Origin of the sequence: Actinacidiphila glaucinigra, from assembly GCF_900188405.1 — a bacterium.
GTDB lineage: Bacteria > Actinomycetota > Actinomycetes > Streptomycetales > Streptomycetaceae > Actinacidiphila > Actinacidiphila glaucinigra.
Window position 1 is genome coordinate 1 of sequence record NZ_FZOF01000036.1, and the last position, 22,100, is coordinate 22,100.

The window sequence follows — 22,100 nt, forward strand, 5'->3', positions numbered from 1 at the left end:
GCGTTGGCGGGTGTCGACGTCGATGACCATCCAGCCGGCGATGAGGTCCTTGGTCTCGGCGAAGGGGCCGTCGGTGACGGGTGGGCGGTCTTCGCCGTCGTAGCGGACCCAGGTGCCTTCGGGGGCGAGGGCCTGGCCGTCGACGAACTCGCCGGTCTTCTCCAGTCGGGCGGCGAAGTCGTGCATGTACTGGATGTGGTCGGTGATCTCCTGGGGTGTCCACTGGTCCATGGGTACGTCGTTCACCGCCGCCGGTGCGCCGCGGTAGTGCTTGAGCAGCAGGTACTTGGCCATGGTGGCTCTCCTTGGTGCCGGTGCGACCCATTGTGGCCGCCTTCACCACGGGGACGGAGCCGGCCGCGGCTTCTCGACATCACCGCCCGAGCTTTTCCCCCGGGATGTTCCGTCGGAGAGCCTCGGGCCGCTCCCGGGGCTCCACCCGAGCTGTGACGGTGACGGCGTCAGATGAGTTCGAGGCCGCCGTCGACGGTGATGACCTGGCCGGTTGCCTGGCGTCCGGCGGGCTCGGCCATGCGCAGGATCCAGTGGGCGATGTCGTCGACGTCCGCGATGCGGTGGGTGGGGATGCGGGCCTGCTCGTAGGCGTACATGTCGTTGACCGCCTCGGGGGTGAGGCCGGCGGCGAGCATGACGTCGGTCCTGGTGGGGCCGGGGGCGACGCAGTTGACACGGATGCCCTCGGCGGCGAGTTCCAGGGCCCAGCTGCGGGTCATCTGCTCGATCGCGGCCTTGGTGGCCGAGTAGTGGGATCCGCCGGCCATGGGGCGGTGCCCGTAGGTGCTGGACACGTTGACGATGCTGCCGGACGAGGTGCGCAGGTGCGGCAGGGCTTCGTGGGCGAGCATGCTCGGGACCACGACATTGAGGTGGAAGAGGTCCGCGATCACCTGCTTGTCCGCCTCGGCCAGCGGCATGACGGCCGTGCCGCCGGCGTTGTTCACCAGCAGGTCCAGTCGTCCCCAGCGCTCGACGGCGGTGGCGACGACCTGGGCGGGGGCGCCGTCGTCGACGAGGTTGACGGACAGGACCTCGATGTTCGCGTGCGCCCGGGCCGTCTCGTCGAGGGCGTCCTTCCGGCGGCCTACGCCGAGCACGTTCGCGCCCGCCTGTGCCAGGGCGAGAGCCGTCGCGCGGCCGATGCCGGAACCGGCTCCCGTGACGATCGCGACGTGGCCGGAGAAGGGCAGGTTCGAGGGGCTGGACATGGTTGTTCTCCAAAGTTTGATGTTCTACGAACTTCGAACATAACATGAGGGGGACGTTGTGCCCCGAATGGTGAGACGTGGCACAGCCTTCCGCGCGCCTGAGGCACAGCGTCCTCCGGGCGTGGCGCTCGGCCCGTTCGCCGCCCGGGGCGGCCCACCGCATTCCGTGGTGGGTCGCCCCGGGGAGTCGCGAGTCGTCAGCGGAACAGCCTGCCGAACCTGCGTACTTCCTCTGCGAAGATCTTCGGCTGCTCGAACGCCGCGAAGTGGCCGCCCCTGGCGGCCTTGTTCCAGTAGACGAGGTTGGAGAACGCCTTCTCCGCCCAGGCGCGAGGCGGCGTGTAGAACTCCTTGGGAAACAGTGTGACGCCCATGGGCACGTCGATCTTGACGGCGTTCATGGTGATGTCCGAGTTCTCCCAGTAGAAGCGTGCGGCGGACTCCGCTGTATTCGTCAGCCAGTACAGGGTGATGTCGTCCAGCATTTCGTCCATGGTGAGGACCGACTCCGGGTTCCTGTCACTGTCGGTCCAGACCCCGAATTTCTCGTAGATCCAGGCGGCCTGGCCGACAGGGGAGTCGGCCAGCGAATAGGACACGGTCTGGGGCCGGGTCATCATCTCGAGCTGGTAACCGATCTCGTTCTGCTGCTGGGCGTTCAGCTGGCTCATCGCGACCTGCTCCTCGGGAGTCAGGTGGTTCATGTCGAGATGGGGAGGAACGATCTGCGGGAAATTCAGATGGATCCCCAGCAGCCCCTTGGGTCGCAGCACCCCCAGCTGGACATTGACCGCCGCACCCCAGTCCCCTCCCTGGGAGAGGTAGTGGTCGTATCCGAGGCGGGGCATGATCTTGGCCCACGCCTTGGCCGTCCGTACGCGGCCCCAGCCCAGTTCGTCCGGCTGATCCGAGAAACCGAACCCCGGCAGGGACGGGGTCACCACGTGGAACGCGTCCCGCGGCGACCCGCCGAATTCGGTGGGGTGCGTCAAGCGGCGGATCACCTTGCGGAATTCCAGGATCGAGCCGGGCCAGCCATGGGTGAGCATGATGGGCATAGCGTCGCGATGAGGCGATCGGGCGTGCAGGAGATGGATGCCGACGCCGTCGATCACGGTGCGGTACTGGCCGAATCCGTTGAGCAGCGCCTCCACCCTGCGCCAGTCGTAGTGCCGCTGCCAGTGGTCCACGAGTCGCTTGACCCGCCACAGCGGTGCTCCCTGCGACCAGTCGTCGACGAGCTCCTGGGCGGGCCACCGTGTCGTCTCCAGCCGTCGCCGGAGGTCGTGCAGCATGCGTTCCGGCACGTGCAGCCTCATGGGCACGACCGCACCGGGGCCCGCCGACGGCATGGACAGCCCCGCGGCCGGGGCGCCCGTTCCCGTGGCGGCCTCGGCGACCCCGGATGTCATCGCCGCCGCGGCCGTTCCCGCGCCCAGTGCACCCATGGCGTACAGCAGTCGTCGACGGCTGAGATTGTTCGCTTGGCTCGTCATGCGTCATTCACTCCGATCGTCGTCTTTCGGTGCCGCGGGAATCTCCGGCGAACCCGGGATATGCGCGATACGCGCCTGATCGAGCCACTTCGTGAGCCGCGAAACATGGCGGATTCACTCGGTGGCCGCTGCGGATCCGCGTTCTTCGGCCGATGGTCGGCGCGCGGTCCGGGATTCGCCGCACGGTAGGCAGCCGTGGGGACAAGTATGTTCGGCAGTTGTCGAACTTCGCTTGCGACCATACATCGCACACACGCCGGTCGAGAGCTTCGTGTGCGTGGCATGGGTCACGCGCCACTGTCCGGAATTCGCGTGACACCGTGTGCGTCCGGTGATGAGAGCACCGTCACGCTCGCATCGATCACCGCAGGAAAAGAGGGTCGTGTTAGCTTGTTCGGCGTACGTCGAACATTCATTTCCCGCCGTATCCGGGGCCCAACGGTGTGATCGCGGTCCGGAATCAGGCCGCACCCCGCCCCCGCCGGCGCATCCAAGCAGAAGGAGAACAACCATGAGCGCAATCACCACGGAAATGCAGGAGTTCATCTCCCGGGTCGTGCACGACGGGAGCAACTACCGCATGGACGCGATGGAGAAGCTCTACACGGACGACATGGCGATCCTCTTCCCGACCGCCCAGGGTGCCATCGCGGCAGCCCCCCGCAGGGAGGTCTTCGCGGAGTTCGCCGCCCGCGGCAAGGCAGGCGAGGCACCGCTGTCCACCGAGTACAAGATCCTGCACGCCGAGGACCAGGGCGAGCACGCGACCGCGCTCCTCTACCGCCGCATGAGCGACACCGCTGCCCCGTTCCTCTACGAGCTGCGCCTGAAGCGAGGCGGCGCCTACGGCTGGCTCGTCGCCGGCGAGACGGTCACGCCGTGGCCCGACCCGGAGACCGCCGGCGCCTTCCTCCCGCCGCGGCAGGCCGCCTGAAACCGGCGAGGGCCCGGGCGGCGAGCCGACGTCCGAGCCGGAGCAGGCCCACGTACGGCCGCGTTCGCCCCTTCACGGTGCGGGTGCGGCCGTTCGGCCGCCGAGCGTGGACCGGTCAGGGGACGGGACCTCGGCGCAGCCGGTCCTGCGCGGCCTTCTCGGCGTCGGTGAACGCGGCACGCCCTGCCGCGGTCAGGGTCACCTCGACCCTCCGGTGATCCCTGTCCCGGCGGTGGCGTTCGATCAGTCCGGCCGCCTCCAGGCTCTTCAGGTGCGAGGCCATCCGCGTCGCCGATTCCCGGAGGAACGCCGTCAGCCGTACGAGGGGCACGGCCCGGCCGTCGGCCGCGTCGAGGGCACCGAGGATGAGGCAGTCGTACAGCGACAGACGATGCCGTGCCAGCAACTCGCCCTGCAGGAGCGCCAGGTTGTACAGGGCGGATGGTGGCTGCGGCGCGGCGTCCACGGGATCGCGGTCGGTCATGTCTCCTCCCCGGGGCGGGTCCACCGGCCGCGAACTCGCGGCCTCGAAGGCACAAGCGGGTTTCCCCGAGGGGCCGATGGCGGGGCGGCGGGCCAAGAAGCCCTCGGATCGGGACACCGCATCGCCCGCGCGCGCCCGGATGCATCGGCGGCGTGCGGGCGTCGGCCCGTCCGATGTCCTGATGTGAGGCCGATGCGGCACGGAGGTCCGTCCGTCCCCGCGCTCTCCCGGATCTAGCGTCGTCAGCGCGGCGACACGGGGCCGGAACCGTAGGGCTCGCACAGGGCGAGCGGTGGCTCGTGCGCCGCGCGTTCGGCTGCGTACCGCGCATTCGCCGAGGGCACGGCAGCATCGAGGAGGAGCGGCGGCATGAGCCTGCTGGCACGGATCGACCAGCCCGCGGACCTGCGGGGACTGAGCCACCCGGAGCTGGTCCGGCTCGCCGGGGAGATCCGCGATTTCCTGATCCGGCACGTCGCGGCGACGGGCGGCCATCTGGGGCCCAACCTCGGCGTCGTGGAACTGACCCTGGCACTGCACCGCGTCTTCGACTCCCCGCGTGACCGTCTGCTCTGGGACGTCGGCCACCAGGCGTACGTCCACAAGATCGTGACGGGGCGGGCCGGCGAGTTCACCGGCCTGCGGCAGCGCGGCGGGCTGTCCGGATACCCCAGCCGCGAGGAGTCCGCGCACGACCACATCGAGCACTCGCACGCCTCCGCGGCACTGTCGTACGCCGACGGCATGGCCAAGGCCGCGCAGTTCGCGGGTGAGGCGGACCGGCACATCGTCGCCGTCGTCGGCGACGGAGCGCTCACCGGCGGGCTGGCCTGGGAGGCACTCAACAACATCGCGGAGGCACCCGGCCGGCCCGTGGTGATCGTCGTCAACGACAACGGCCGTTCGTACGCGCCGACCGTGGGCGGACTCGCGCGGCACCTGGCGGCCCTGCGCGCCCACGCCGGATACGAGCGTCTGGCCGGCTGGGGCAAGCAGGCCCTCGGCGGTGCCGGGACGCCGGGGCGCGCGTTGCACCGCACCCTGCACGCGGCCAAGGAGGGCATCAAGGAGGGGCTGAGGGCGGGCCTCGGAGAGGACCACGCCGAGGCCGTGACGCCGCACTCGCTCTTCGGCGCGCTGGGACTGCAGTACATCGGGCCCGTCGACGGCCACGACATCACCGCCCTGGAAGCGGCCCTGGAGCGTGCCAAGGCGCATGGCGCGCCCGCCGTCGTGCACTGCATCACGCGCAAAGGGCTCGGGTACGCGCCCGCCGAGCAGGACGAGGAGGATCACCTGCACGGCATCGGCACCATCGACCCCCGGACGGGGCGACCGCTGCGGCCCGCCGGTCTGACCTGGTCGGCGGCGTTCGGCCGGGAACTGGTGGAACTGGCGGACACCCACCCCGAAGTCGTGGCGATCACCGCGGCCATGCCCGGCTCGGTCGGTCTGAACGACTTCGCCGCACGGTACCCGGCACGCTTCTTCGACGTCGGGATCGCCGAGCAGCACGCGGTCGCCTCGGCCGCCGGGATGGCCATGGCGGGACTGCACCCGGTGATCGCCCTCTACGGCACCTTCCTGAACCGCGCACTCGACCAGGTGCTGATGGACCTCGCGCTGCACCGTCTCGGTGCGACCCTCGTGCTCGACCGGTCCGGGGTCACCGGCGACGACGGACCCAGCCACAACGGGCTCTGGGACCTGGCGATGCTCCAGGCCGTGCCCGGCCTGCGCATCGCGGCCCCCCGCGATGCGCGCACGCTGCGGGAGCAGCTGCGGCAGGCCGTCTCGGTCACCGACGCGCCGACGGTCCTGCGCTACCCGCGAGGGGCGGTGGGCCCGGAGATCCCGGCGGCCGGTCGCGCCGGTGCGGTCGACGTCCTGCGGGAGGCGGCCCCCGGCACCGACCCCGTCCTGCTGATCGCCGTCGGAACGACGGCCGCCGTCGCCCTCGAAGCGGCGGGGCTCTGCGCCGGGCGCGGGGTGGAGGTCACCGTGGTGGACCCGCGGTGGGTCAAGCCGCTGCCCGGTGAACTGCCCGCTCTCGCCGCCGGTCACGCCCTGGTCGTCACGGTCGAGGACGGCCTGCGTACCGGGGGAGTGGGAACGGCGGTGGTCCAGGCCCTGCAGGAGGCCGGTGTCCGCACCCCGGTACGGGTCCTGGGCGTGGCCGACGGTTTCCCCCGGCAGGCGACCCGCGCCGAGATCCTCACGGAGGCGGGCCTGACCGCTCGGGCCGTCGCGGACACCGTCATCCAGGCCGCGGCGCAGGTAGCCGCCGCGGCGTCGCCCGGCGGTCCCCGGACCGCCTCCGGGTTCGAAAGGTGATGAAGTGCGCACATCAGTAAAATGCTGCTACCGCGAGAGCGGCCGGAGGACGCGTCATGACGAAGATCATCCGCCGCGGAATCGGTGAGCGGACGCCCGGCCCCGGTTCCCGCCCGCCCGGTCCCCGGGCGCCCGGACAGCGCGCGGCCGTCTCCGCCGCGGTGGCGGACCTCAACCCCGGCGCGCTCGCGTTCGTCATGGGCACCGGCATCGTCTCCACGGCCCTGTACGCCAACGGCGCCCGCACCGCGTCCGCCGTACTGCTGTGGGTGGCCCTGGCCGGGTTCGCGGTACTGGTGCCCGCGTACGGCTGGCGGCTGCTGCGGAGGCGTGAGCGGTTCGTCGCGGACTTCCTCGGGCCGCGCGCCTTCGCCTTCCTCACCCTGGCCATCTCCTCCAACGTGCTGGCCTCGCGCCTCGCGCCGGACGGCCACAGGGCAGCCGCCGCCGCGTTCCTGGCGTTCGGGGCGCTGGGGTGGGTGGTGCTGGGCTACGGCATTCCGCTCGCGCTCATCACGACCCTGAAGCGGGGCCCCTCGTTCGACCAGGTGAACGGCACCTGGTTCCTGTGGGCGGTGGGATCGCAGTCGGTGGCGCTCGCGGCGGCCTCGCTGGCCCGGGTGACCTCAGGACACGTGCTGCCGGTGCTGGCGGTGGTGTGCTGGGCGGTCGGCCTGATGCAGTACCTGCTGACCTCCGCGATCGTCCTGGCCAGGCTTCTGGCCCGGCCCGTCAGTCCGGAGGGCCTCATGACGTCGGTCTGGATCTTCATGGGGGCGGCGGCGATCGGCGTGCTCGTCCCGGTGCGGCTGATCGCCCTCCCACCGGGCAGCGCGATGCTGTCGAGGGAGCTCCTCGTCGGGTCGTCCGTCGTCCTGTGGTCGTTCTCCAGCTGGCTCATCCCGCTCCTGCTGGCCCTGGGCGTATGGCGGCACGCGCTGCGCCGCATTCCGCTGCGCTACGACCTCGGCTGGTGGAACCTCGTCTTCCCGATCGGGATGTACGCCGTCACCACGCACGAGCTGGGACGCGCGACCGGAACCTCGTGGATGACGAGCATGGGCCGCTGGGAGATCTGGGTCGCCGCGGCGTTCTGGGCCGTCGTGTTCGCGGCGATGGCGGGCTCCAGATTCCGGCCGTACCGCCCGACGCCCTCGGGATCCGCTCCCGATACGGGACGCATCCCGTAGGGCACGCTGTCGCCGTTCGCTCAGTCGCCCTCACCGCGCGAGGAGGCCGATGAGCAGGAGCGGGCCGTGGACGCACGAGGGCGCAGGCCGGCGCTCGACGGCGGCAACGGATGCGCGGTCATCCGGTGGTGGTCCGCCAGTGCGGCCCGGCGCTCCCGTGGGGGCGCGCCGGGCCGCCGGGATCACCGTGACGGGGCCGACCGCCAGTCGGGGAGGTCCTCGAAGTGCACGTCGTAGCGGTCCTGTTCGGGGAGCAGCGACGCGAACTCGGCCTCGCCGCGGCTGATGGCGGCCAGCTGCTCGAAGTAGCCGAAGCGCTCGATGCCCGGGCTGAGGACCACCACCACGTCGGCCGTCTCGCCGTCCGCGGCGCCGAAGACGTGCGGCAGGCCGGGCGGGACGACGACGAGCCCGCCCTTTCCCACCGTGGTCAGCGTGTCGCCGAGACGGAAGAGCATCGTCCCGCCCAGTACGTAGAACAGCTCGTGGGAGAGCTTGTGGTGGTGCGGGGGTGCTCCGTCGGCGCCTGTCGCGAGGGTGAGCCGGCTGGCGCTGACCGCGCCTCCGTCGGCGAGCAGCTCGAACGCGCCGTCCGTGAGTGATGCCCCGGCCGCCTCACCGGGTCGCACCACCAGCGCGGTGGTCCTGGCTTCCATGGTGACTCCTTTTCGATTCCGGCCCTCGTGCTCGCGGGGGCGGGTGTGCCTGCCTGTCGTCGTGATGCGGGTCAGTCCCAGGCCCCGCCGCCGTTGACCCCCGCGATGGCGCCCGTGATGAAACCGCTGTCCTCACCGGCGTAGAAGGCGACGGCCCGGGCCACGTCGTCGGGCTTGGCCATCCGGCCGAGTACGGTCTGTGCCGCCTGGCGCTTCCTGTGCGGGTCGCCGAGGACATCCGCGATGCTGGTCTCGTCCACCGGGCTCGCGGCCACCACGTTGACGGTGATCCCGCGAGGCCCCATCTCCTGCGCGACGTAGCGGGCGAACTGGTTCAGGGCCGCCTTCGAGGTGCCGAGCGCGATCATCCCCTCCCGGGGCTGCCGGCTCGTCCCGGTGCTCATGAAGACGATCCGGCCGTAGCCGCCTGCCGTCATGCCGGGGGCAACGGCCTTGGTCACGACGAACGCGGCCCGCATCTCCTCCTCCAGTTTGGTGCCCAGTTCCTGCCACGACATCTGCTCGAACGACGTCACGGCGAACGGGACCAGGGCGTTGTGGACCAGCACCTCCACCTCGCCCATGGCGGCGCGGACCTGCTCGACCATGCCGGCCACCGCGCCCGCGTCGCGGACGTCGGCCTGGACGGCCATGGCCTCGCCCCCGGCGGACCTGATGGACGCGACCACCTCGTTCGCGGCCGACTCGTTGTTGAGGTAGTTGACGACCACCCGCATGCCGCGGGACGCCAGCAACCGGGCCGAGGCCGCGCCGATTCCCCTGCTCGCGCCCGTGACGAGCGCGACCCTGCCGCTGTGCCGACCGTGTGTCATGTTGACCTCCCAGGGGTCGTGGATGCTTCCGGCGCGGGGGCCGGGCGGGGGCGCGGTGAAGCGCACCTCCGGGCCGATCGGCGAGCGGAAAGCGGGAGCGGGTCATCCGGGAGACGTCCACCGGAACCGCATCGTGCTGTACATGTACAGTTGTAGGCTACAGTTACTGTACATGTCCAGTAGGGGGTGCCAGACTGCCGACATGGCAGCGACGAAGACCCCGCCCCCCGACGCCGTGCCTCCGGGCGGCGGGTCGCCCGGTGCGACGCGTTCGCGGGACGGCGAGGCGACGCGCGCCACGATCCTGACGGCTGCCCGTGCGGCCTTCGACGGCAAGGGCTACGCGCAGACGTCGCTGCGCGAGATCGCCAGGAACGCGGGGGTCAGGCCCTCACTGGTCGTGCACTTCTACGGTTCGAAGGCGGGCCTGCTGGCCGCCACCGTCGAATGGCCCTTCGACCCCGACACCGTCGTGCGCCAGGTCCTCGCCTCCGGCCCCGACCACATCGGCGAGCGCCTCGCCGACGTGTTCCTGGCGACCTGGGAGCAGGACGGCCGGCCCAACACGGCGCTCACCCTGCTGCACGCGGCGTGCGAGCGTCCGGAGGCGGCCACGCTGATGCGGGAGCTGTTCACCACCTGCGTGGTGGCCCCGATCGTCACGGCCATCGCCCCCGAGCGGGCCGAGCTCCGGGCCTCCCTGGTGGCCAGCCACCTCCTGGGCCTGCACGTGGGGCAGTACCTGCTCGCGTTCGACGCGATCGTCGGGGCGGACGCCGACGAACTGAAGCGGGCGCTGGCGTCCACCATCCAGTACATGTGCACCGGCCCGCTCTGGTAGGCGAACCCACCCCACTCCCGCCGGGCGACTGATCGCGTCGCGGTGTGCCGCGTGGAGCCGCAGCGGTTTCACCGCCGCGGGCGCTCCTGAAAACGCCGTGAAACGGCGGTGAACGCGGGGTCGGCCACGCTCTCCGGGATGACGAGGGCCCCGCGAGGGGCGGCGACCCGGGAGGGGACCACCATGAACAGGCTGCGACTGATGTGCCGGCACGCTGCGGCCTTCGTGCGCTTCGCCGGACTGGGCAGCGGGGTCACCCTGGCGGCCTCGGCGGCCCTGGTCCTGCTCTCGCAGTGGATCCCGTGGATGGCGGCGAACGTGCTGACCACCGTCGCCTCCTCCGTGGCCGCCACCGAACTGCACGCCCGCGTCTCGTTCGGCCATGGCCGGCCCGGTCTGGCGGGCCATCTGAAGAGCGCGGCCACCGTCGCCGCCGGCTGGCTGGTCACTTCGGCCGCTGTCGGCGCACTGGCGGTGCTCCGCCCCGGCGCCGGAGTCGTCCTGCAGCAGACCGTGTACCTGTCGGCCACGGCACTCGTCGGGATCGGCCGCTATCTCGTGCTGCGTCTGACCGTGTTCGCGGAGGGCGGCCCGCGGCCGCGCTCCGGCGGCGGTGTCCGGTCACGGGCGTCGTACGACGCGGTGGCGTGAGGTCCGGCGGGGGAGGTGCCGCGACGCCCGCCTTCAGGACGACCTCTCCCCGCACATTTGCCACGGGCCTGTGTTCCCCTCGAAGTCACCGAGGTTGATCAGGCTCACCCGGCTGTCCCAGGCGTCCCACCGCACGTGCTTCCGCGCGCCCCAGTAGTAGGTGTCGTAGCCCATGAGGTCGCCGTACGCCTCGTCGTCACGCGTCCGGTCGGGTCTGCCGAACGCGGCGAGGAAGTCCTCGTAGGAGGCCGGGTGGGCGAAGTGGGACAGGTGTCGGCCGTGGAGCGTGAAGCCGACGACCGTCCCGGCACGCACCTGGTAGCTCACCTTGCCGGCGCAGTGCAGGGATCCGTACGACCGGGCGGCGTCGTGGTACTCGCCCCGGGTGCCGGTTCCGCCGCGGTACCGGGCGACCACGCGGGACTGGGCCTGGACGATGCTCCGGCGTGAAACGCCGACGGCTGCCGCCCCCAAGGCCATGTCTCCCATGTCGACCGTCGCGAGCGAGGTTCGCGTCGGGCCGACGACCCTCGCGACGACGCCGGCGCAGGCCCCGCGAGACCCTCACCGAGACCCTCACCAGGCGCAATCGACGCGCAGACCAGGCCATTTCACCGAGTCGTCCGCCATCGCCGGCTGATGAAACCGCACTGAAAGGCCGTTGAACGCGGCGCCCCGCAGACTCCGGGGCATGATGACAACGACCCACGGATCAGCGATCGCGGCCACGGGGCTGCGGAAGTCCTTCGGGGACAAGACGGTCCTCCAGGGCATCGACCTGCACGTGCCGACGGGCACCGTCTTCTCCCTCCTGGGCCCCAACGGCGCCGGCAAGACCACCGTCGTCAACATCCTCTCCACCCTCGTCACCGCCGACGCGGGCGACATCCGTGTCGGCGGCCACGACATCGCCGTCGACCCGCAGGCGGTACGCGCCGGGATCGGCGTCACGGGGCAGTTCTCCGCCGTCGACGGACTGATCACCGGCGAGGAGAACATGCTCCTCATGGCGGACCTGCACCACCTGTCCAGGAGCGAGGGGCGTCGGGTCGCCGCCGAGCTGCTGGAGCGCTTCGACCTGGTGGAGGCCGCGAAGAAGCCGGCCTCCACCTACTCCGGCGGCATGAAGCGCCGCCTCGACATCGCCATGACCCTGGTCGGCAGCCCGCGGACCATCTTCCTCGACGAGCCGACCACCGGCCTGGACCCCCGCAGCCGCCACACCATGTGGCAGATCATCCGCGAACTGGTCTCCGGAGGCGTCACCGTCTTCCTCACCACCCAGTACCTGGAGGAGGCCGACCAGCTCGCCGACCGCATCGCCGTGCTGAACGACGGCAGGATCGCCGCCGAGGGCACCGCGGAGGAGCTGAAGCGGCTCATCCCCGGCGGCCACGTGCGGCTCCGCTTCACCGACCCGGCCGCGTACCGGTCCGCCGCAGCCGAACTGCGCGAGGTGACCCGGGACGACGAGGCACTGACCCTGCAGATCCCCAGCGGCGGCAGCCAGCGCGAGCTGCGCTCCATCCTCGACTGGCTGGACACGGCCGGCATCGAGGCGGACGAGCTGACCGTGCACACCCCCGACCTCGACGACGTGTTCTTCGCCCTCACCGGTCCGGCGGGCGTCCCCAACCAGCCCAAGGAGAACGTCCGATGAGCACCCTCTCCCTCGCGGTCCGCGACTCGGGCACGATGCTGCGCCGCAATCTGCTGCACGCGCGGCGCTACCCGTCCACGACCCTGAACCTGCTGCTCGCGCCGATCATGCTGCTGCTCCTGTTCGTCTACATCTTCGGCGACGTGATGAGCGCGGGCATCGGCGGCGGAGGCGCCGACCGCTCCGAGTACATCGCCTACATCGTCCCGGGCATCCTGATGATGACCATCGGCAGCACCGTGATCGGGGCCGCGGTGTACATCTCCATGGACATGAGCGAGGGCCTCATCGCCCGCTTCCGCACGATGGCGATCCACCGCGGCTCCGTGATCATCGGGCACGTCGTCGGCAGCGTGCTGCAGTGCGTGGCCAGCGTGGTCCTCGTCGGTGCCGTCGCCGTGGCCATCGGCTTCCGGTCCACGGACGCCACGGCGCTGGAGTGGCTGGCGGCGTTCGGGCTGCTCGTGCTGTTCTCCTTGGCGTTCACCTGGATCGCGGTCGGCATCGGCATGGCCAGTCCGAACGCCGAGGCGGCCGCGAACAGCGCGCAGCCGCTGATCCTCCTCCCGCTCATCTCGAGCGCCTTCATCCCGGCCGACACGATGCCGGGCTGGTTCCAGCCGATCGCCGAGTACCAGCCGTTCACACCGGCCATCGAGACCCTGCGCGGCCTGCTCCTCGGCACCGAGATCGGCAACTACGGGTGGATCACGATCGCCTGGTGCGCCGGACTGACCGTGCTCGGCTACCTGTGGTCGACGGCGCAGTTCAACCGCGACCCGAAATGAGCGCACGGGCTGCCTCCCGCAGCCCGTCCCGCCCCAGGGCGGCGTACTCCGACACCGCGTCGGTGTACGCCGCCCCGTCCGTCTCCCCGGCGGTCCGCCGGGCACGGTCGAGGGACATCGTGGGATGGAACACCTGCGACACGTGCAGCCGTTCCGCGAGCGCCACCAGGCGCACCGCCGAAGCGTCACCCGCCGCGAGCCGGGCCAGACCGAGGGCCAGCACCCCGGTGCCGTACCCCAGGATCTCCCCGGCCGGCAGCGAGCCGTCGGCGAGCAGCGCACGCAGCCGGCCCTCCAGCTCGGCCACCAGTCCGGCGACCGGCTCCAGCCGTCCGGCGTACGCGTGCGCGGCCACAACGTGGTCGTCGATCGTACGCGCCCACGCGTCCATGGACGGGTCGGCGGGCGGAGCGTCGCTCGCGCGCATCTGCTCGGCGGCCGTCCGCCACCGCTTCAGGCCCAGTTCGGTCAGCCCGCGGGTCAGCGCGATCTCGGCCGAGGCCGCCAGGTCGGGGGTGAAGACGGAACTCTGCTCCCCGGACAGGCTCCGCTCCACCCGCCGCAGCCACTCCTCGGCCTCGTCCGGCTCGCCGCGCTGCAGGCAGGCCAGCACAAGTCCCCGGCGCAGGCCCGTCGTCGGCGACTGGTCGCTCAGGTACGTCAGGGCGTCCAGCGCGGCCAGCAGGTGCCGGTAGGCGTCCTCGCCGAGACCGGCGTCCGCGCACAGCTCGCTGCAGCGGGAGTGGCCGAGGAGGGTGAGCGCCGGGTTGGGCGCGACGCCGACCAGGGCGAGCATGCGGCGCGCGGAGGAGAGCGCACGCTCCGGTTCGTGCGCGTACTCCCAGATGTAGCTGGCCACGCACTCGGCGATGCCCGCGAGCAAGGGAGCGTCGTCGGCGCACAGTTCCCGCAGCGACTCGTAGCCGGGCGGGCGCATGTCCGGCATGGTGCAGAGCACGACGGAGAGCGCCCGCAGCAGCGTGTCCGGTTCCGCGGGCGGCAGGCGGCGCAGGGTGACGAGGTGGCGCGGCCGGAGGGGCCCGTGCCCGATGAACGGGGCGGCGGTGCAGACGGCGCTGAGGGTGCGGGTGACCTCGGTGTGCCGAGCGTCGGGGCGGTAGTGCGACAGCGGCGCCGCGGTGTCGGCGGCCAGGGTCAGAAGCCGGTGGAAGCCCGCCGAGTCGGTGAGCCAGACGCAGGCCAGCACCGCGCCGGCCGCGGCGGTGGTGGCGTGGTCCGCGCGGGTGAGGGCGAGCCGCAGGGCGAGGACGAGGTTGTCCTGCTCCGCGCGCAGCCGCGCCCAGTGCCGCAGCGGCTCGGCGCTGAACAGCACGTCGTGGTTGGCGAGTCCGAAGTCCCGTGCCCAGCCCAGGAACCGGCCGGTGACCGCCTCCTCCTCCCCGGCGGCCGCCCGCCGGGCGGCACTGAACTCCCGCACCGTCTCCAGCATGTGGAAGCGGATCCCGGCCGCGGTGTCGGCGGCCTTCAGCAGCGACTGGTCGACCAACTGCTCCAGCAGGTAGGGCGCGTCGCCGTCGTCGAGCAGCCGCTCGGCCGCGTCTTCGGTGAAGCCGCCGGGGAAGACCGACAGCGCCCGCAGCGCCGCCCGCGCGTCGTCCTCCAGCAGATTCCAGCTCCACTCCACGACCGCGAGCAGGGTGCGGTGCCGTTCGGGCGCGTCCCGGGTCCCGCCGCGCAGCAGCGCGAAGCGGTCGCCGAGGCGGCGGGCGATCTCGGGAACGGACAGCACCCTCACCCGCGCCGCCGCCAGCTCGACGGCGAGCGGCAGCCCGTCCAGATGCCGGCACAGCTCCGCCACCGCCTCGGGCGGCAGCTCGACATGGTGGCGTGCGGCCCGGGCCCGCTGCTCGAAGAGCTCGATCGAGGTCGCGAGGCTCAACTGCGGCAGCTGGTAGACCGCTTCGGAGCTCAGCCCCAGCGGTGCCCTGCTGGTGACCAGCACCCGCAGGTCCCTCGACAGCGCCACCAGCTCCCGCACCAGACCGGCGGCGCCGCCGACGACCTGCTCGCAGTTGTCGAGCACCAGCAGCGCCGGGCCGGCACCGAGGGCGGCGACGATGCCGGCGGCCACATCCGTACCGCCGCCGTACCCCCCGCCGCCACCGCGCGACGCCTCCGCGCCGCCGAGTGCCGACGCCACCTCGCCGGCCACGTCGTCGTCCGTACCGACTCCGGCCAGCGAGACGAAGTGCACCACCCGCTGCTCCGCCTGCCGGCTGACGGCGTGCGCGAGCCGGGTCTTGCCCAGCCCGCCGGGGCCGACGATCGAGGCCAGCCGCGAGGAGTGCAGCAGCGCGGTCACCGCCGCGAGATCCTCGTCCCGTCCGAGCAGCGGATTCGGGTCGTGCGGCACCCCGTAGCGGACCACGGGGGCCTCAGCCTGCAGCAGCTCCTGATGCACGGCTTTGAGCCCGGCGCCGGGGTCGGTGCCGAGGTCGTCACGGAGCTCGCGCCGGTACGCGTCGTAGCGGGCGAGTGCCGCCGACGGTCCGGCCGTGGCCGCCTCGGCGCGCAGCAGTTCGGCCAGCACCTCCTCGTCGCGCGGGGTGCGGGCGAAGACCCCGGTCAGGGGCGCCATCGCCTCGGCCCGTCGTCCCAGCCGGGCGAGCGCGAGGGCGCGGGAACGTACGAGGGAGTGGTGGAGCGGCGCCCGTTCGGCGCGCAGCTCCGCGACCGGGTCGCCCGGCGCGGCGTCGGCGTCCGGGGTGGTGTCCCAGAAGGCGAGGCCTTCCTGCGCACTGGCCAGGGCGGCGGCATGGTCCCCGGCCCGGGTGTGCCGGGCGCTCGCCTCGGCACACCGCACCACCGCGGCACTGTCGACCTGCTCCTCGCCCAGCGCCAGCCGGTAGCCGGCCGGGGTGCTGACGACGACGTCGGGCCCGAGCTGGGAGCGGGCCCTGGAGACCAGGATCCGCAGCGCGTTGGCCGGGTTGGCCGGCGGCTCGTCCTGCCACAGCCCTTCCACCAGCCGCGCGGTGCTGCAGCCGGCGCGCAGTTCGCCGGCGAGCAGCGCGAGCAGACCGCGCAGCCGGGGCGCGGTGATCTCATGGCCGCGGTAGGCCACGCGCGACAGGAGGGTCAGGTCGGTCGTCACTCGGTCAGGCTATCGACAGCGGGCGGCGAGGCGGCTGTTGAGGGCAGCGGAGGCGGCCGGCCCGGACGGCCGTGGGCCGTCGGCCCGGACGCCGCCCCTCATGAGTTCACTGCCCAGGTCCGACCCCGGCCGTCCCTGAGATCTCCCTGATATATGTGTCTGCCGACCCTGAGATGTGTCAGTTTTCTTTGACAGGTGTTCTGTCCGGTGTCAGCTTTGACTGACAGGTGGCCCGGAAGGGGGCGTGATGACCCGAGATCCGGTCCCGGATCCCACCGGGGACGAACTGCTGGCGGTCCTCGCGGCGCTCGGCAATCCGCATCGGCTGCGGATCGTCGCGGCGCTCTCCGAGGGCGGCCGCAACTACGTCAGCAGGCTCGCCCGCGAGCTGCGAATCGGCCGTCCCCTGCTGCACATGCATCTGCAGCGGCTGGAGGCGGCCGGGCTGGTCACCGGGACGCTGGAACTGTCGGAGGGCGGCAAGGCCATGAAGTACTACGAGGTCACGCCGTTCTCCTTCGCACTGACCCCCGACCTCGTCGCCAAGGCGGCCCGGACGATCACCGATCAGGAGAAGGAAACCGTGAAGGAGTCGGCGGAATGAACGGAGACATGGCGGGAGTGGTTGGCGCCGGCGGTGTCTTCCTCTTCCTCATCGTGGTCGTGTGGCAGATCGCCGCGACCTGGCGGGCCCGGATGCTCGCGGCCCGTGAGGACCAGTACAAGCGGCTCGCCGCGAAGTACGCGGAACTGCTGGAGGACAACGTCGAACTGCACCGGCGCACGCTGGAGGAACTGGCGCAGACGCGGTCCTCGGTCACGCAGATGGAGAAGATGATGCGCTCCATCGACTAGCGCGGCCCACAAAACGAACGGTTGACGGTACGGCCGGGAGGGCGAACTCCCGGCCGTACCCATGGAGAACACGTCCCAGGCGGCACCACCGCGCGCCACGGCAGGTCGGCCCTTCGTACCGGCGTACGGCGCCCCCGCCGGGCGTGGACGATCTCCCTCGCCGCCACCGGCGTTCTCGCGCTCTGCGCCACCGGCATCGGCATGGGACTTCAGCTGTCGGAGCTGTTCCAGGACGAGCCCGACTCGGTCGTCGCCCAGGAGAGGATCTCCGCGCACTATCCGTCGGGTGCCTTCGACCCCGCACGGATCGTCCTGCGTACCGCGGCCGTGAGCGAGGTCGAAGCCGCGGCATCCGCGGTCGCCGGCGTCGACCGTGTCGAGGACGGCGAGCGCCCCCCCCGACGGCGGGTCCGCCACGCTGTCGGTGGTGCTCAAGGACGTCCCGGACAGCGAGGCGGCCAAGGACACCATCGACGAAGTGCGCGCCGTCGTACACCGGACAGGCGGGGCGGACGCTCTCGTCTTAAGATTGCGCATTCAAACAGAGGGTCGAGAACCGACGAACTCTTCGTATATGCAGGGGAGCCGGCAGGAGCATGTTCGGACAGCTGATCGGCGGCAATGATCTCCTCCCGCCTTCTCCTCCTCCTTCGGGCCCCGGGACCCCCGCAGGTATCTGGCAGCGCCAAGTGGCCGTCGGCATCGATCTCGTGATCGCCGTGCTCGTCGTCCTTGTGCCGCTGATCGCCTTCGACCGGATCCTCAACGCCACGGTCGGAGATGGGGGCGCCGACGTCTGGCGACTGGTCGCCGTCCTGTGGCTTGTGGCCTTCGTGCTGACGTACTCGCCGATCAGTACCTGCCGCTGGGGCCGCGCGCTCGGCAAGCGCGTGATGGGACTGAAGGTGGTCCGACTCGGCAGCGACAGCCGGATCGGTTACGGGCGGGCCCTGATACGTCACGTGGTCAACGTGGGCATAGGCCTTGTCCCGGTGATCATCATCAAGAACGTCATCGCGATCAGCATGGACGCGAACCAGCAGGGGATGCACGACCGGCTCGCCCACAGCGCGGTGGTACGCACGCGCTGAACCACGCCGAACGCGGCTGCGGCGTACGGCGCGTGGCCGACGAGCAGTGAACGACGTGCCGTGCGTCGAGGCCGAAGCCGAATCCGGCTTTGACGAGGAAACCGGGCCGTCGCCGCTGGTTCAGGTGCCGGTTGCCGTGGGCGTACCGGTCCGCCTCCCAATCCGCGGCTCCAGTAGTCTCTGCGCACGTCGCACGGGGCACATGGGGATGGTGGGGGCTTTGACGGGGTTGAGGCGCGGCAGACGGGCGTTGTACGAGCTCGGAGTCGGCATGGCCGCCCTCGCGATGGCGGCTGGCTGCTCATCGTCCGGCGACACCTCGGGCGGTAAGCCCAACGGTATCGAGGGGCAGTCGGTGGACCGCATCTTCGCCCGCGTGGACAAGGCACTGGACGCGGCGTCGGTGCACACCGTGCAGGTGGCGGACGGCCGCCAGGTCGGCGACGTCCGCGCGCTGCACGGCGGCGACGACTGCACGGGCCTGTTCACCGACGACCAGGGCTTCGCCTGGCACTTCACCACCCTCGGCGAACATACCTGGATCACCCCCGAGCGGCGTGGCGCGAAGCTGGCCGACCGCACGGGCGCCCCCGTGGAGCCGGGCCGGTACCTGCCGGTGGAGCTCGACTCCCCCGGATTCGCCGGAGAGCTGGCACGGTACAGCAGCGCAGCCTGCCATCTGCGCTTCTCCATGGTGAAGCGGCAGCACGTCGTCTTCACGAAGGGGGCCGAGACCCGCGTGAACGGGCGGCCGGCCCTGGCGGTGAAGACCAAGCAAGGCAGCGCGGAGGGCACCGTATATCTCGCCACCACCGGTGAGCCCGTGCCGCTGCGGACCGTAGGCCATGACGGGAAGAAACGCTTCACCACGACATGGTCGGACTACGGCGTCAGCCCCAGGATCGCCAAGCCTCCGAAGTCGAAGATCCTTCCCCCTTTGTCCTGAGCCCGACTGCCGATCCGCAGCCCGCTGATCACCAACGCCGGCTACGGCGCAGACCGCGCTGCGGCACGGCGTGCCCCTGAAGGTGGCGGGCGACACCGAGGCGCAAGCAGGAGAGGGCCGCACGGGTTGATGGAGCGGCACCGGCGTTCGCGTGTCGACCAGGCCCGGCGGCGCTGTCTGCCAGACCTGTTGCCTGGGTGCGGATCGGGGTCATCATGCTGCTCAGCCGCGGCATCGAGGGGACCCGGAGCGTCCGTTCGACACCCGGGGAGCGGTCCTGCCGGCCTCGTCGCCGGCCGCCGAACGCCTCGCGAAGCGCCGGCCGCAACGCACGCTTACGGCGCCGCGATGATCGTGCTCGCCGTCATCGGTCTGCTGGGTCTCGTCGCCGCGGCGCTGCTGCCCAAGGTGCCCGGTGCGGCCGGACGCCCGTGATCGGTACGAGCGGTCAGGCCGCGCGGCGGAGGTCGCATGTCCCGGCGGGTGTGTGCGAGGCACGCTGGGGCAGGCGCACCAGTGATGAGGCGGCGACCGTAATGGCGAATGTCCGGGCTGCGGTACGGGATGATCGTTGGACGCTACCGTCGGTAGCCGCCGTGGCTCGGATCCCCGTCTGCCATTCAGGGGAGCCGGTGACACAGCGGCAGGTTGGTGACGGAGAGTGCAGGACGCATCGCCGTCAAGCGCCGGGCGGAGCCTGGCAGAGCTTGAGCGGATGTTCGGGCCAGTGCTGCAGGACTGCAGGGCGTCCATCGGCATGCTGTACGTGCTGCCACCCGGAAGGAAGGCGCTGGAGCTCGCGGTCCTGTCCGGCGGCCCCTGGCAGATGGCGGCGCCATGGGCGCGGGTGATGCCCGACGACCCGCTGCCGCTGGCGGATGCGGTGCGTCGTCGGTGCGCGGTGTGGGTGGGCAGCCAGGAGGAGATGGCCCGCCGCTATCCGCGGCTCGGGTTCGTGCTGCCCTATGACTTCGTGCTGGCGGCTTTTCCCGTCATCTGCGGGTCCGCGGTGTGGGGCGGCCTGGTCCTGCTGTGGCCGGTCCGGCACCCGGCAAAGCCGACCGTGCGAGAGCGCGGCGCGATCGATGCCTTCTGCCGCCGTGCGGGTCTGGTCATGCAGCGGGCAGCCGACGAAGGTAAGCCGGTGCGCGCGGAGCCGACACCACGGACCCTGGCCCCGCTCCCGCAACCGACCCCGGACCGGGCCGAGGCCGTGGCCGCACACACTTTCACCGAGCGGCTCCCTGTGGGCTGTTGCTCGCTGGACCTCGACGGCCGGGTGACCTATCTCAATGCCGCGGCCGCCGATCTGCTGGACGTCGATACTGCCCGGCTGATGGGCTCCAGGCCCTGGAAGGTCCTGCTGTGGCTGGACCGTCCGGACTTCGAGGAGCGCTACCGGGCTGCCGTCATCAGCCGTCGGCCCACCACCTTCACGGCTGTGCGACCGCCGGGTCTCCGGCTGTCTTTCGACCTCTACCCCGACGACTCCGGCGTCAGCGTCCACATCACGGCACTGCCGGAGGAATCGTGCGGCGCCGCCATCGCACCCGCCGTCCAGGCACCACGAGGCGCGGCGGAGGCAGTCGGCGCCGCCACCCTGTATCAACTGATGCACATGGCCGCGACCCTCAGCGAGGTGGTACGCGTCAAAGACGTCGTCGACCTGGTCGGCGATCAACTGGTGCCCGGCTTCGAGGTCCAGGGCCTGGCCCTGTGGCTGGCCGAAGGCGGTCGTCTGCGCATCCTGGGCTCTCGCGGCTACAGCGCTGAGTTCCTGGCCCGCTTCGACGGCCAGCCCCTGACCGATCCCACACCGCCCGCACAGGCACTGACCAGCGGTTCGCCAAGCTTCTTCGGCAGCTACGCCGAATTTCAACGCACCTACCCGCATGCTCCCCGCTTCAAAGACCGGGACGCCTGGGCCTTCCTGCCCCTGATAGCCTCCGGCCGCCCCATCGGCCTGGTGGTCCTGTCCTACGACCACCCACGCGACTTCCCCACGGCCGAACGCGCCATCCTGACCTCGGTTGCCGGTCTGATCGCTCAAGTCCTCGACCGCGCTCGGCTGTACGACGCCAACCTCAACCTGGCCCGCACACTGCAGGCCGGTCTGCTCCCGCAAGCCCTGCCCTCCGTCCCCGGACTGCAGGTCACCGCCCGCTATCTGCCCGCCGGCCACGGCACGGACATCGGCGGGGACTTCTACGACCTCATCCGCTGCGGGTCGCAATGCGCCGCCATCACCATCGGCGACGTGCAGGGCCACAACGTCCAGGCAGCCGCACTCATGGGCCAGGTCCGCACCGCCGTCCACGCCCACGCCGCCGCCCACACCGCACCGGGCGCCGTTCTCGCCCGGACCAACCGCCTGATCGCCGACCTCAACCCCGGCCTGTTCACCAGCTGCCTGTACGCCCACCTCGACCTGGCACGACACAACGCCCGGCTGGCCACAGCCGGCCACCCAGCTCCCCTGATCCGGCACCCCGACGGCCGCACCGAGGCTCTCGCGGTGCCTGTCGGCATCCTGCTGGGTGTCACCGCGGACGCCGGTTACCCCACCCTCGACATCCCCGTGCCGCCGGGCACGGTCCTCGTCCTGTACACCGACGGTCTCGTCGAAGCTCCCGGCACGGACATCGACCATGCCACCGATCGCCTCGCACAGCACCTCACCCGAGCCGGCGGCACTCAAGACGTCGACGACCTCGCCGACTCCCTGCTGGAGCACGCCATGCCGACCACCACCGGTACCGACGACATCGCCCTCCTTGTAGCGCGCGTCATGTGAACGACCCGGCGACCGTGGCGCGTCTGTCCGCGCACGCCCTCTGCGGCGGGCCGCGTCACTCGAATGCGCCTTCCAGCTTGCGGATCACGCGACAGGGCGCGATCGTGCCGTCGCGTCCGAGAGTTTCGACCTGCTCCGCAAGCCCTCGGTCCAGAGGAGCCCTCGCCGGAACCACCGGCGAGGGCTCCTCGGTGTGAGGTCGACGC

Annotated in this window: 20 protein-coding genes; 12 read left to right on the forward strand and 8 right to left on the reverse strand. The window is 71.4% G+C overall.

Annotated features, from left to right (window positions below; genetic code table 11):
• From CHF15_RS39195 to CHF15_RS39205, 3 genes are all read right to left on the reverse strand, one after another.
• Positions 1-294 (reverse strand): YciI family protein (locus tag CHF15_RS39195; RefSeq protein ID WP_089228394.1); only part of this gene is annotated, 294 nt, incomplete at its 3' end.
• Positions 295-461: 167 nt separating this feature from the next.
• Positions 462-1,226 (reverse strand): SDR family NAD(P)-dependent oxidoreductase, encoded by a 765-nt coding sequence (locus CHF15_RS39200; RefSeq protein ID WP_089228716.1) that lies wholly within the window; start codon positions 1,224-1,226, stop codon positions 462-464.
• 197 nt (positions 1,227-1,423) lie between these two features.
• Positions 1,424-2,722 (reverse strand): epoxide hydrolase family protein, encoded by a 1,299-nt coding sequence (locus CHF15_RS39205; RefSeq protein ID WP_245939304.1) that lies wholly within the window; start codon positions 2,720-2,722, stop codon positions 1,424-1,426.
• A 511-nt stretch (positions 2,723-3,233) separates the two neighbouring features.
• On the opposite strand from CHF15_RS39205, the gene CHF15_RS39210 reads away from it, so the two are divergent.
• The gene (locus CHF15_RS39210) at positions 3,234-3,656 is read left to right on the forward strand and encodes a hypothetical protein (RefSeq protein ID WP_245939305.1); all 423 of its coding nucleotides are present in this window, start codon (positions 3,234-3,236) and stop codon (positions 3,654-3,656) included.
• Positions 3,657-3,771: 115 nt separating this feature from the next.
• Here the strand turns inward: CHF15_RS39210 and CHF15_RS39215 are convergent, their stop codons facing one another.
• Positions 3,772-4,140: a MarR family winged helix-turn-helix transcriptional regulator gene (locus tag CHF15_RS39215; protein ID WP_089228718.1), complete on the reverse strand. Its 369-nt coding sequence runs from the start codon at positions 4,138-4,140 to the stop codon at positions 3,772-3,774.
• 369 nt (positions 4,141-4,509) lie between these two features.
• Between CHF15_RS39215 and dxs the strand changes: the two genes are divergently transcribed.
• Positions 4,510-6,474 carry a 1-deoxy-D-xylulose-5-phosphate synthase gene (gene dxs, locus CHF15_RS39220; protein WP_089228719.1) on the forward strand — a complete coding sequence of 655 codons (1,965 nt, stop codon included), beginning with the start codon at positions 4,510-4,512 and terminating at the stop codon, positions 6,472-6,474.
• A gap of 56 nt (positions 6,475-6,530) precedes the next feature.
• On the forward strand, positions 6,531-7,664 hold the full coding sequence (locus tag CHF15_RS39225) for a tellurite resistance/C4-dicarboxylate transporter family protein (RefSeq protein WP_089228720.1): 1,134 nt from the start codon (positions 6,531-6,533) through the stop codon (positions 7,662-7,664).
• A 182-nt stretch (positions 7,665-7,846) separates the two neighbouring features.
• Here CHF15_RS39225 and CHF15_RS39230 read toward each other — a convergent pair whose 3' ends face one another.
• Positions 7,847-8,320, reverse strand: a complete 474-nt coding sequence (locus tag CHF15_RS39230; RefSeq protein WP_089228721.1) for a cupin domain-containing protein — start codon at positions 8,318-8,320, stop codon at positions 7,847-7,849.
• Positions 8,321-8,391: 71 nt separating this feature from the next.
• Positions 8,392-9,153: an SDR family NAD(P)-dependent oxidoreductase gene (locus CHF15_RS39235; RefSeq protein ID WP_089228722.1), complete on the reverse strand. Its 762-nt coding sequence runs from the start codon at positions 9,151-9,153 to the stop codon at positions 8,392-8,394.
• Between the two features lie 202 nt (positions 9,154-9,355).
• Here CHF15_RS39235 and CHF15_RS39240 point away from each other — a divergent pair, with 202 nt between their 5' ends.
• The gene (locus tag CHF15_RS39240) at positions 9,356-9,994 is read left to right on the forward strand and encodes a TetR/AcrR family transcriptional regulator (RefSeq protein ID WP_179280175.1); all 639 of its coding nucleotides are present in this window, start codon (positions 9,356-9,358) and stop codon (positions 9,992-9,994) included.
• A gap of 183 nt (positions 9,995-10,177) precedes the next feature.
• On the forward strand, positions 10,178-10,645 hold the full coding sequence (locus tag CHF15_RS39245; protein WP_089228724.1) for a hypothetical protein: 468 nt from the start codon (positions 10,178-10,180) through the stop codon (positions 10,643-10,645).
• Between the two features lie 33 nt (positions 10,646-10,678).
• On the opposite strand, the gene CHF15_RS39250 is transcribed toward CHF15_RS39245, so the two are convergent.
• Positions 10,679-11,119, reverse strand: a complete 441-nt coding sequence (locus tag CHF15_RS39250; protein WP_143681739.1) for a hypothetical protein — start codon at positions 11,117-11,119, stop codon at positions 10,679-10,681.
• A gap of 217 nt (positions 11,120-11,336) precedes the next feature.
• On the opposite strand from CHF15_RS39250, the gene CHF15_RS39255 reads away from it, so the two are divergent.
• Entirely contained in the window at positions 11,337-12,305 is a 969-nt protein-coding gene (locus tag CHF15_RS39255; protein ID WP_089228726.1) for an ATP-binding cassette domain-containing protein, read from the forward strand.
• Positions 12,302-13,093 carry an ABC transporter permease gene (locus tag CHF15_RS39260; RefSeq protein ID WP_089228727.1) on the forward strand — a complete coding sequence of 264 codons (792 nt, stop codon included), beginning with the start codon at positions 12,302-12,304 and terminating at the stop codon, positions 13,091-13,093. The genes CHF15_RS39255 and CHF15_RS39260 overlap by 4 nt, the downstream gene beginning before the upstream one ends.
• Here the strand turns inward: CHF15_RS39260 and CHF15_RS39265 are convergent.
• Positions 13,074-16,208: an ATP-binding protein gene (locus CHF15_RS39265; protein WP_089228728.1), complete on the reverse strand. Its 3,135-nt coding sequence runs from the start codon at positions 16,206-16,208 to the stop codon at positions 13,074-13,076. The genes CHF15_RS39260 and CHF15_RS39265 overlap by 20 nt on opposite strands.
• Positions 16,209-16,455: 247 nt before the next feature.
• Here CHF15_RS39265 and CHF15_RS39270 point away from each other — a divergent pair, with 247 nt between their 5' ends.
• The 5 genes from CHF15_RS39270 (at position 16,456) to CHF15_RS39290 (ending at position 21,894) form a co-directional block, all read left to right on the forward strand.
• Complete coding sequence (locus CHF15_RS39270; RefSeq protein ID WP_089228729.1) at positions 16,456-16,812, forward strand: ArsR/SmtB family transcription factor; 357 nt, start codon at positions 16,456-16,458, stop codon at positions 16,810-16,812.
• On the forward strand, positions 16,809-17,063 hold the full coding sequence (locus CHF15_RS39275; RefSeq protein WP_089228730.1) for a hypothetical protein: 255 nt from the start codon (positions 16,809-16,811) through the stop codon (positions 17,061-17,063). Before CHF15_RS39270 ends, CHF15_RS39275 begins: the two co-directional genes overlap by 4 nt.
• A 596-nt stretch (positions 17,064-17,659) precedes the next feature.
• Complete coding sequence (locus CHF15_RS39280) at positions 17,660-18,154, forward strand: RDD family protein (RefSeq protein ID WP_089228731.1); 495 nt, start codon at positions 17,660-17,662, stop codon at positions 18,152-18,154.
• Between the two features lie 46 nt (positions 18,155-18,200).
• Positions 18,201-19,100, forward strand: a complete 900-nt coding sequence (locus CHF15_RS39285; RefSeq protein WP_143681740.1) for a hypothetical protein — start codon at positions 18,201-18,203, stop codon at positions 19,098-19,100.
• A gap of 715 nt (positions 19,101-19,815) precedes the next feature.
• Complete coding sequence (locus CHF15_RS39290) at positions 19,816-21,894, forward strand: SpoIIE family protein phosphatase (RefSeq protein WP_089228733.1); 2,079 nt, start codon at positions 19,816-19,818, stop codon at positions 21,892-21,894.
• Positions 21,895-22,100 lie beyond the last annotated feature (206 nt).

Excerpts from the sequence above, each read along its gene's own strand:
- CHF15_RS39200 (WP_089228716.1), bottom strand. The coding sequence starts at position 1,226 with ATGTCCAGCCCCTCGAACCTGCCCTTCTCCGGCCACGTCGCGATCGTC.
- CHF15_RS39290 (WP_089228733.1), top strand. The coding sequence starts at position 19,816 with ATGTTCGGGCCAGTGCTGCAGGACTGCAGGGCGTCCATCGGCATGCTG.
- CHF15_RS39280 (WP_089228731.1), top strand. The coding sequence starts at position 17,660 with ATGTTCGGACAGCTGATCGGCGGCAATGATCTCCTCCCGCCTTCTCCT.
- CHF15_RS39245 (WP_089228724.1), top strand. The coding sequence starts at position 10,178 with ATGAACAGGCTGCGACTGATGTGCCGGCACGCTGCGGCCTTCGTGCGC.
- CHF15_RS39255 (WP_089228726.1), top strand. The coding sequence starts at position 11,337 with ATGATGACAACGACCCACGGATCAGCGATCGCGGCCACGGGGCTGCGG.
- CHF15_RS39235 (WP_089228722.1), bottom strand. The coding sequence starts at position 9,153 with ATGACACACGGTCGGCACAGCGGCAGGGTCGCGCTCGTCACGGGCGCG.
- CHF15_RS39240 (WP_179280175.1), top strand. The coding sequence starts at position 9,356 with ATGGCAGCGACGAAGACCCCGCCCCCCGACGCCGTGCCTCCGGGCGGC.
- CHF15_RS39205 (WP_245939304.1), bottom strand. The coding sequence starts at position 2,722 with ATGACGAGCCAAGCGAACAATCTCAGCCGTCGACGACTGCTGTACGCC.
- CHF15_RS39270 (WP_089228729.1), top strand. The coding sequence starts at position 16,456 with ATGACCCGAGATCCGGTCCCGGATCCCACCGGGGACGAACTGCTGGCG.
- CHF15_RS39275 (WP_089228730.1), top strand. The coding sequence starts at position 16,809 with ATGAACGGAGACATGGCGGGAGTGGTTGGCGCCGGCGGTGTCTTCCTC.
- CHF15_RS39210 (WP_245939305.1), top strand. The coding sequence starts at position 3,234 with ATGAGCGCAATCACCACGGAAATGCAGGAGTTCATCTCCCGGGTCGTG.
- CHF15_RS39260 (WP_089228727.1), top strand. The coding sequence starts at position 12,302 with ATGAGCACCCTCTCCCTCGCGGTCCGCGACTCGGGCACGATGCTGCGC.
- CHF15_RS39215 (WP_089228718.1), bottom strand. The coding sequence starts at position 4,140 with ATGACCGACCGCGATCCCGTGGACGCCGCGCCGCAGCCACCATCCGCC.
- CHF15_RS39230 (WP_089228721.1), bottom strand. The coding sequence starts at position 8,320 with ATGGAAGCCAGGACCACCGCGCTGGTGGTGCGACCCGGTGAGGCGGCC.
- dxs (WP_089228719.1), top strand. The coding sequence starts at position 4,510 with ATGAGCCTGCTGGCACGGATCGACCAGCCCGCGGACCTGCGGGGACTG.
- CHF15_RS39225 (WP_089228720.1), top strand. The coding sequence starts at position 6,531 with ATGACGAAGATCATCCGCCGCGGAATCGGTGAGCGGACGCCCGGCCCC.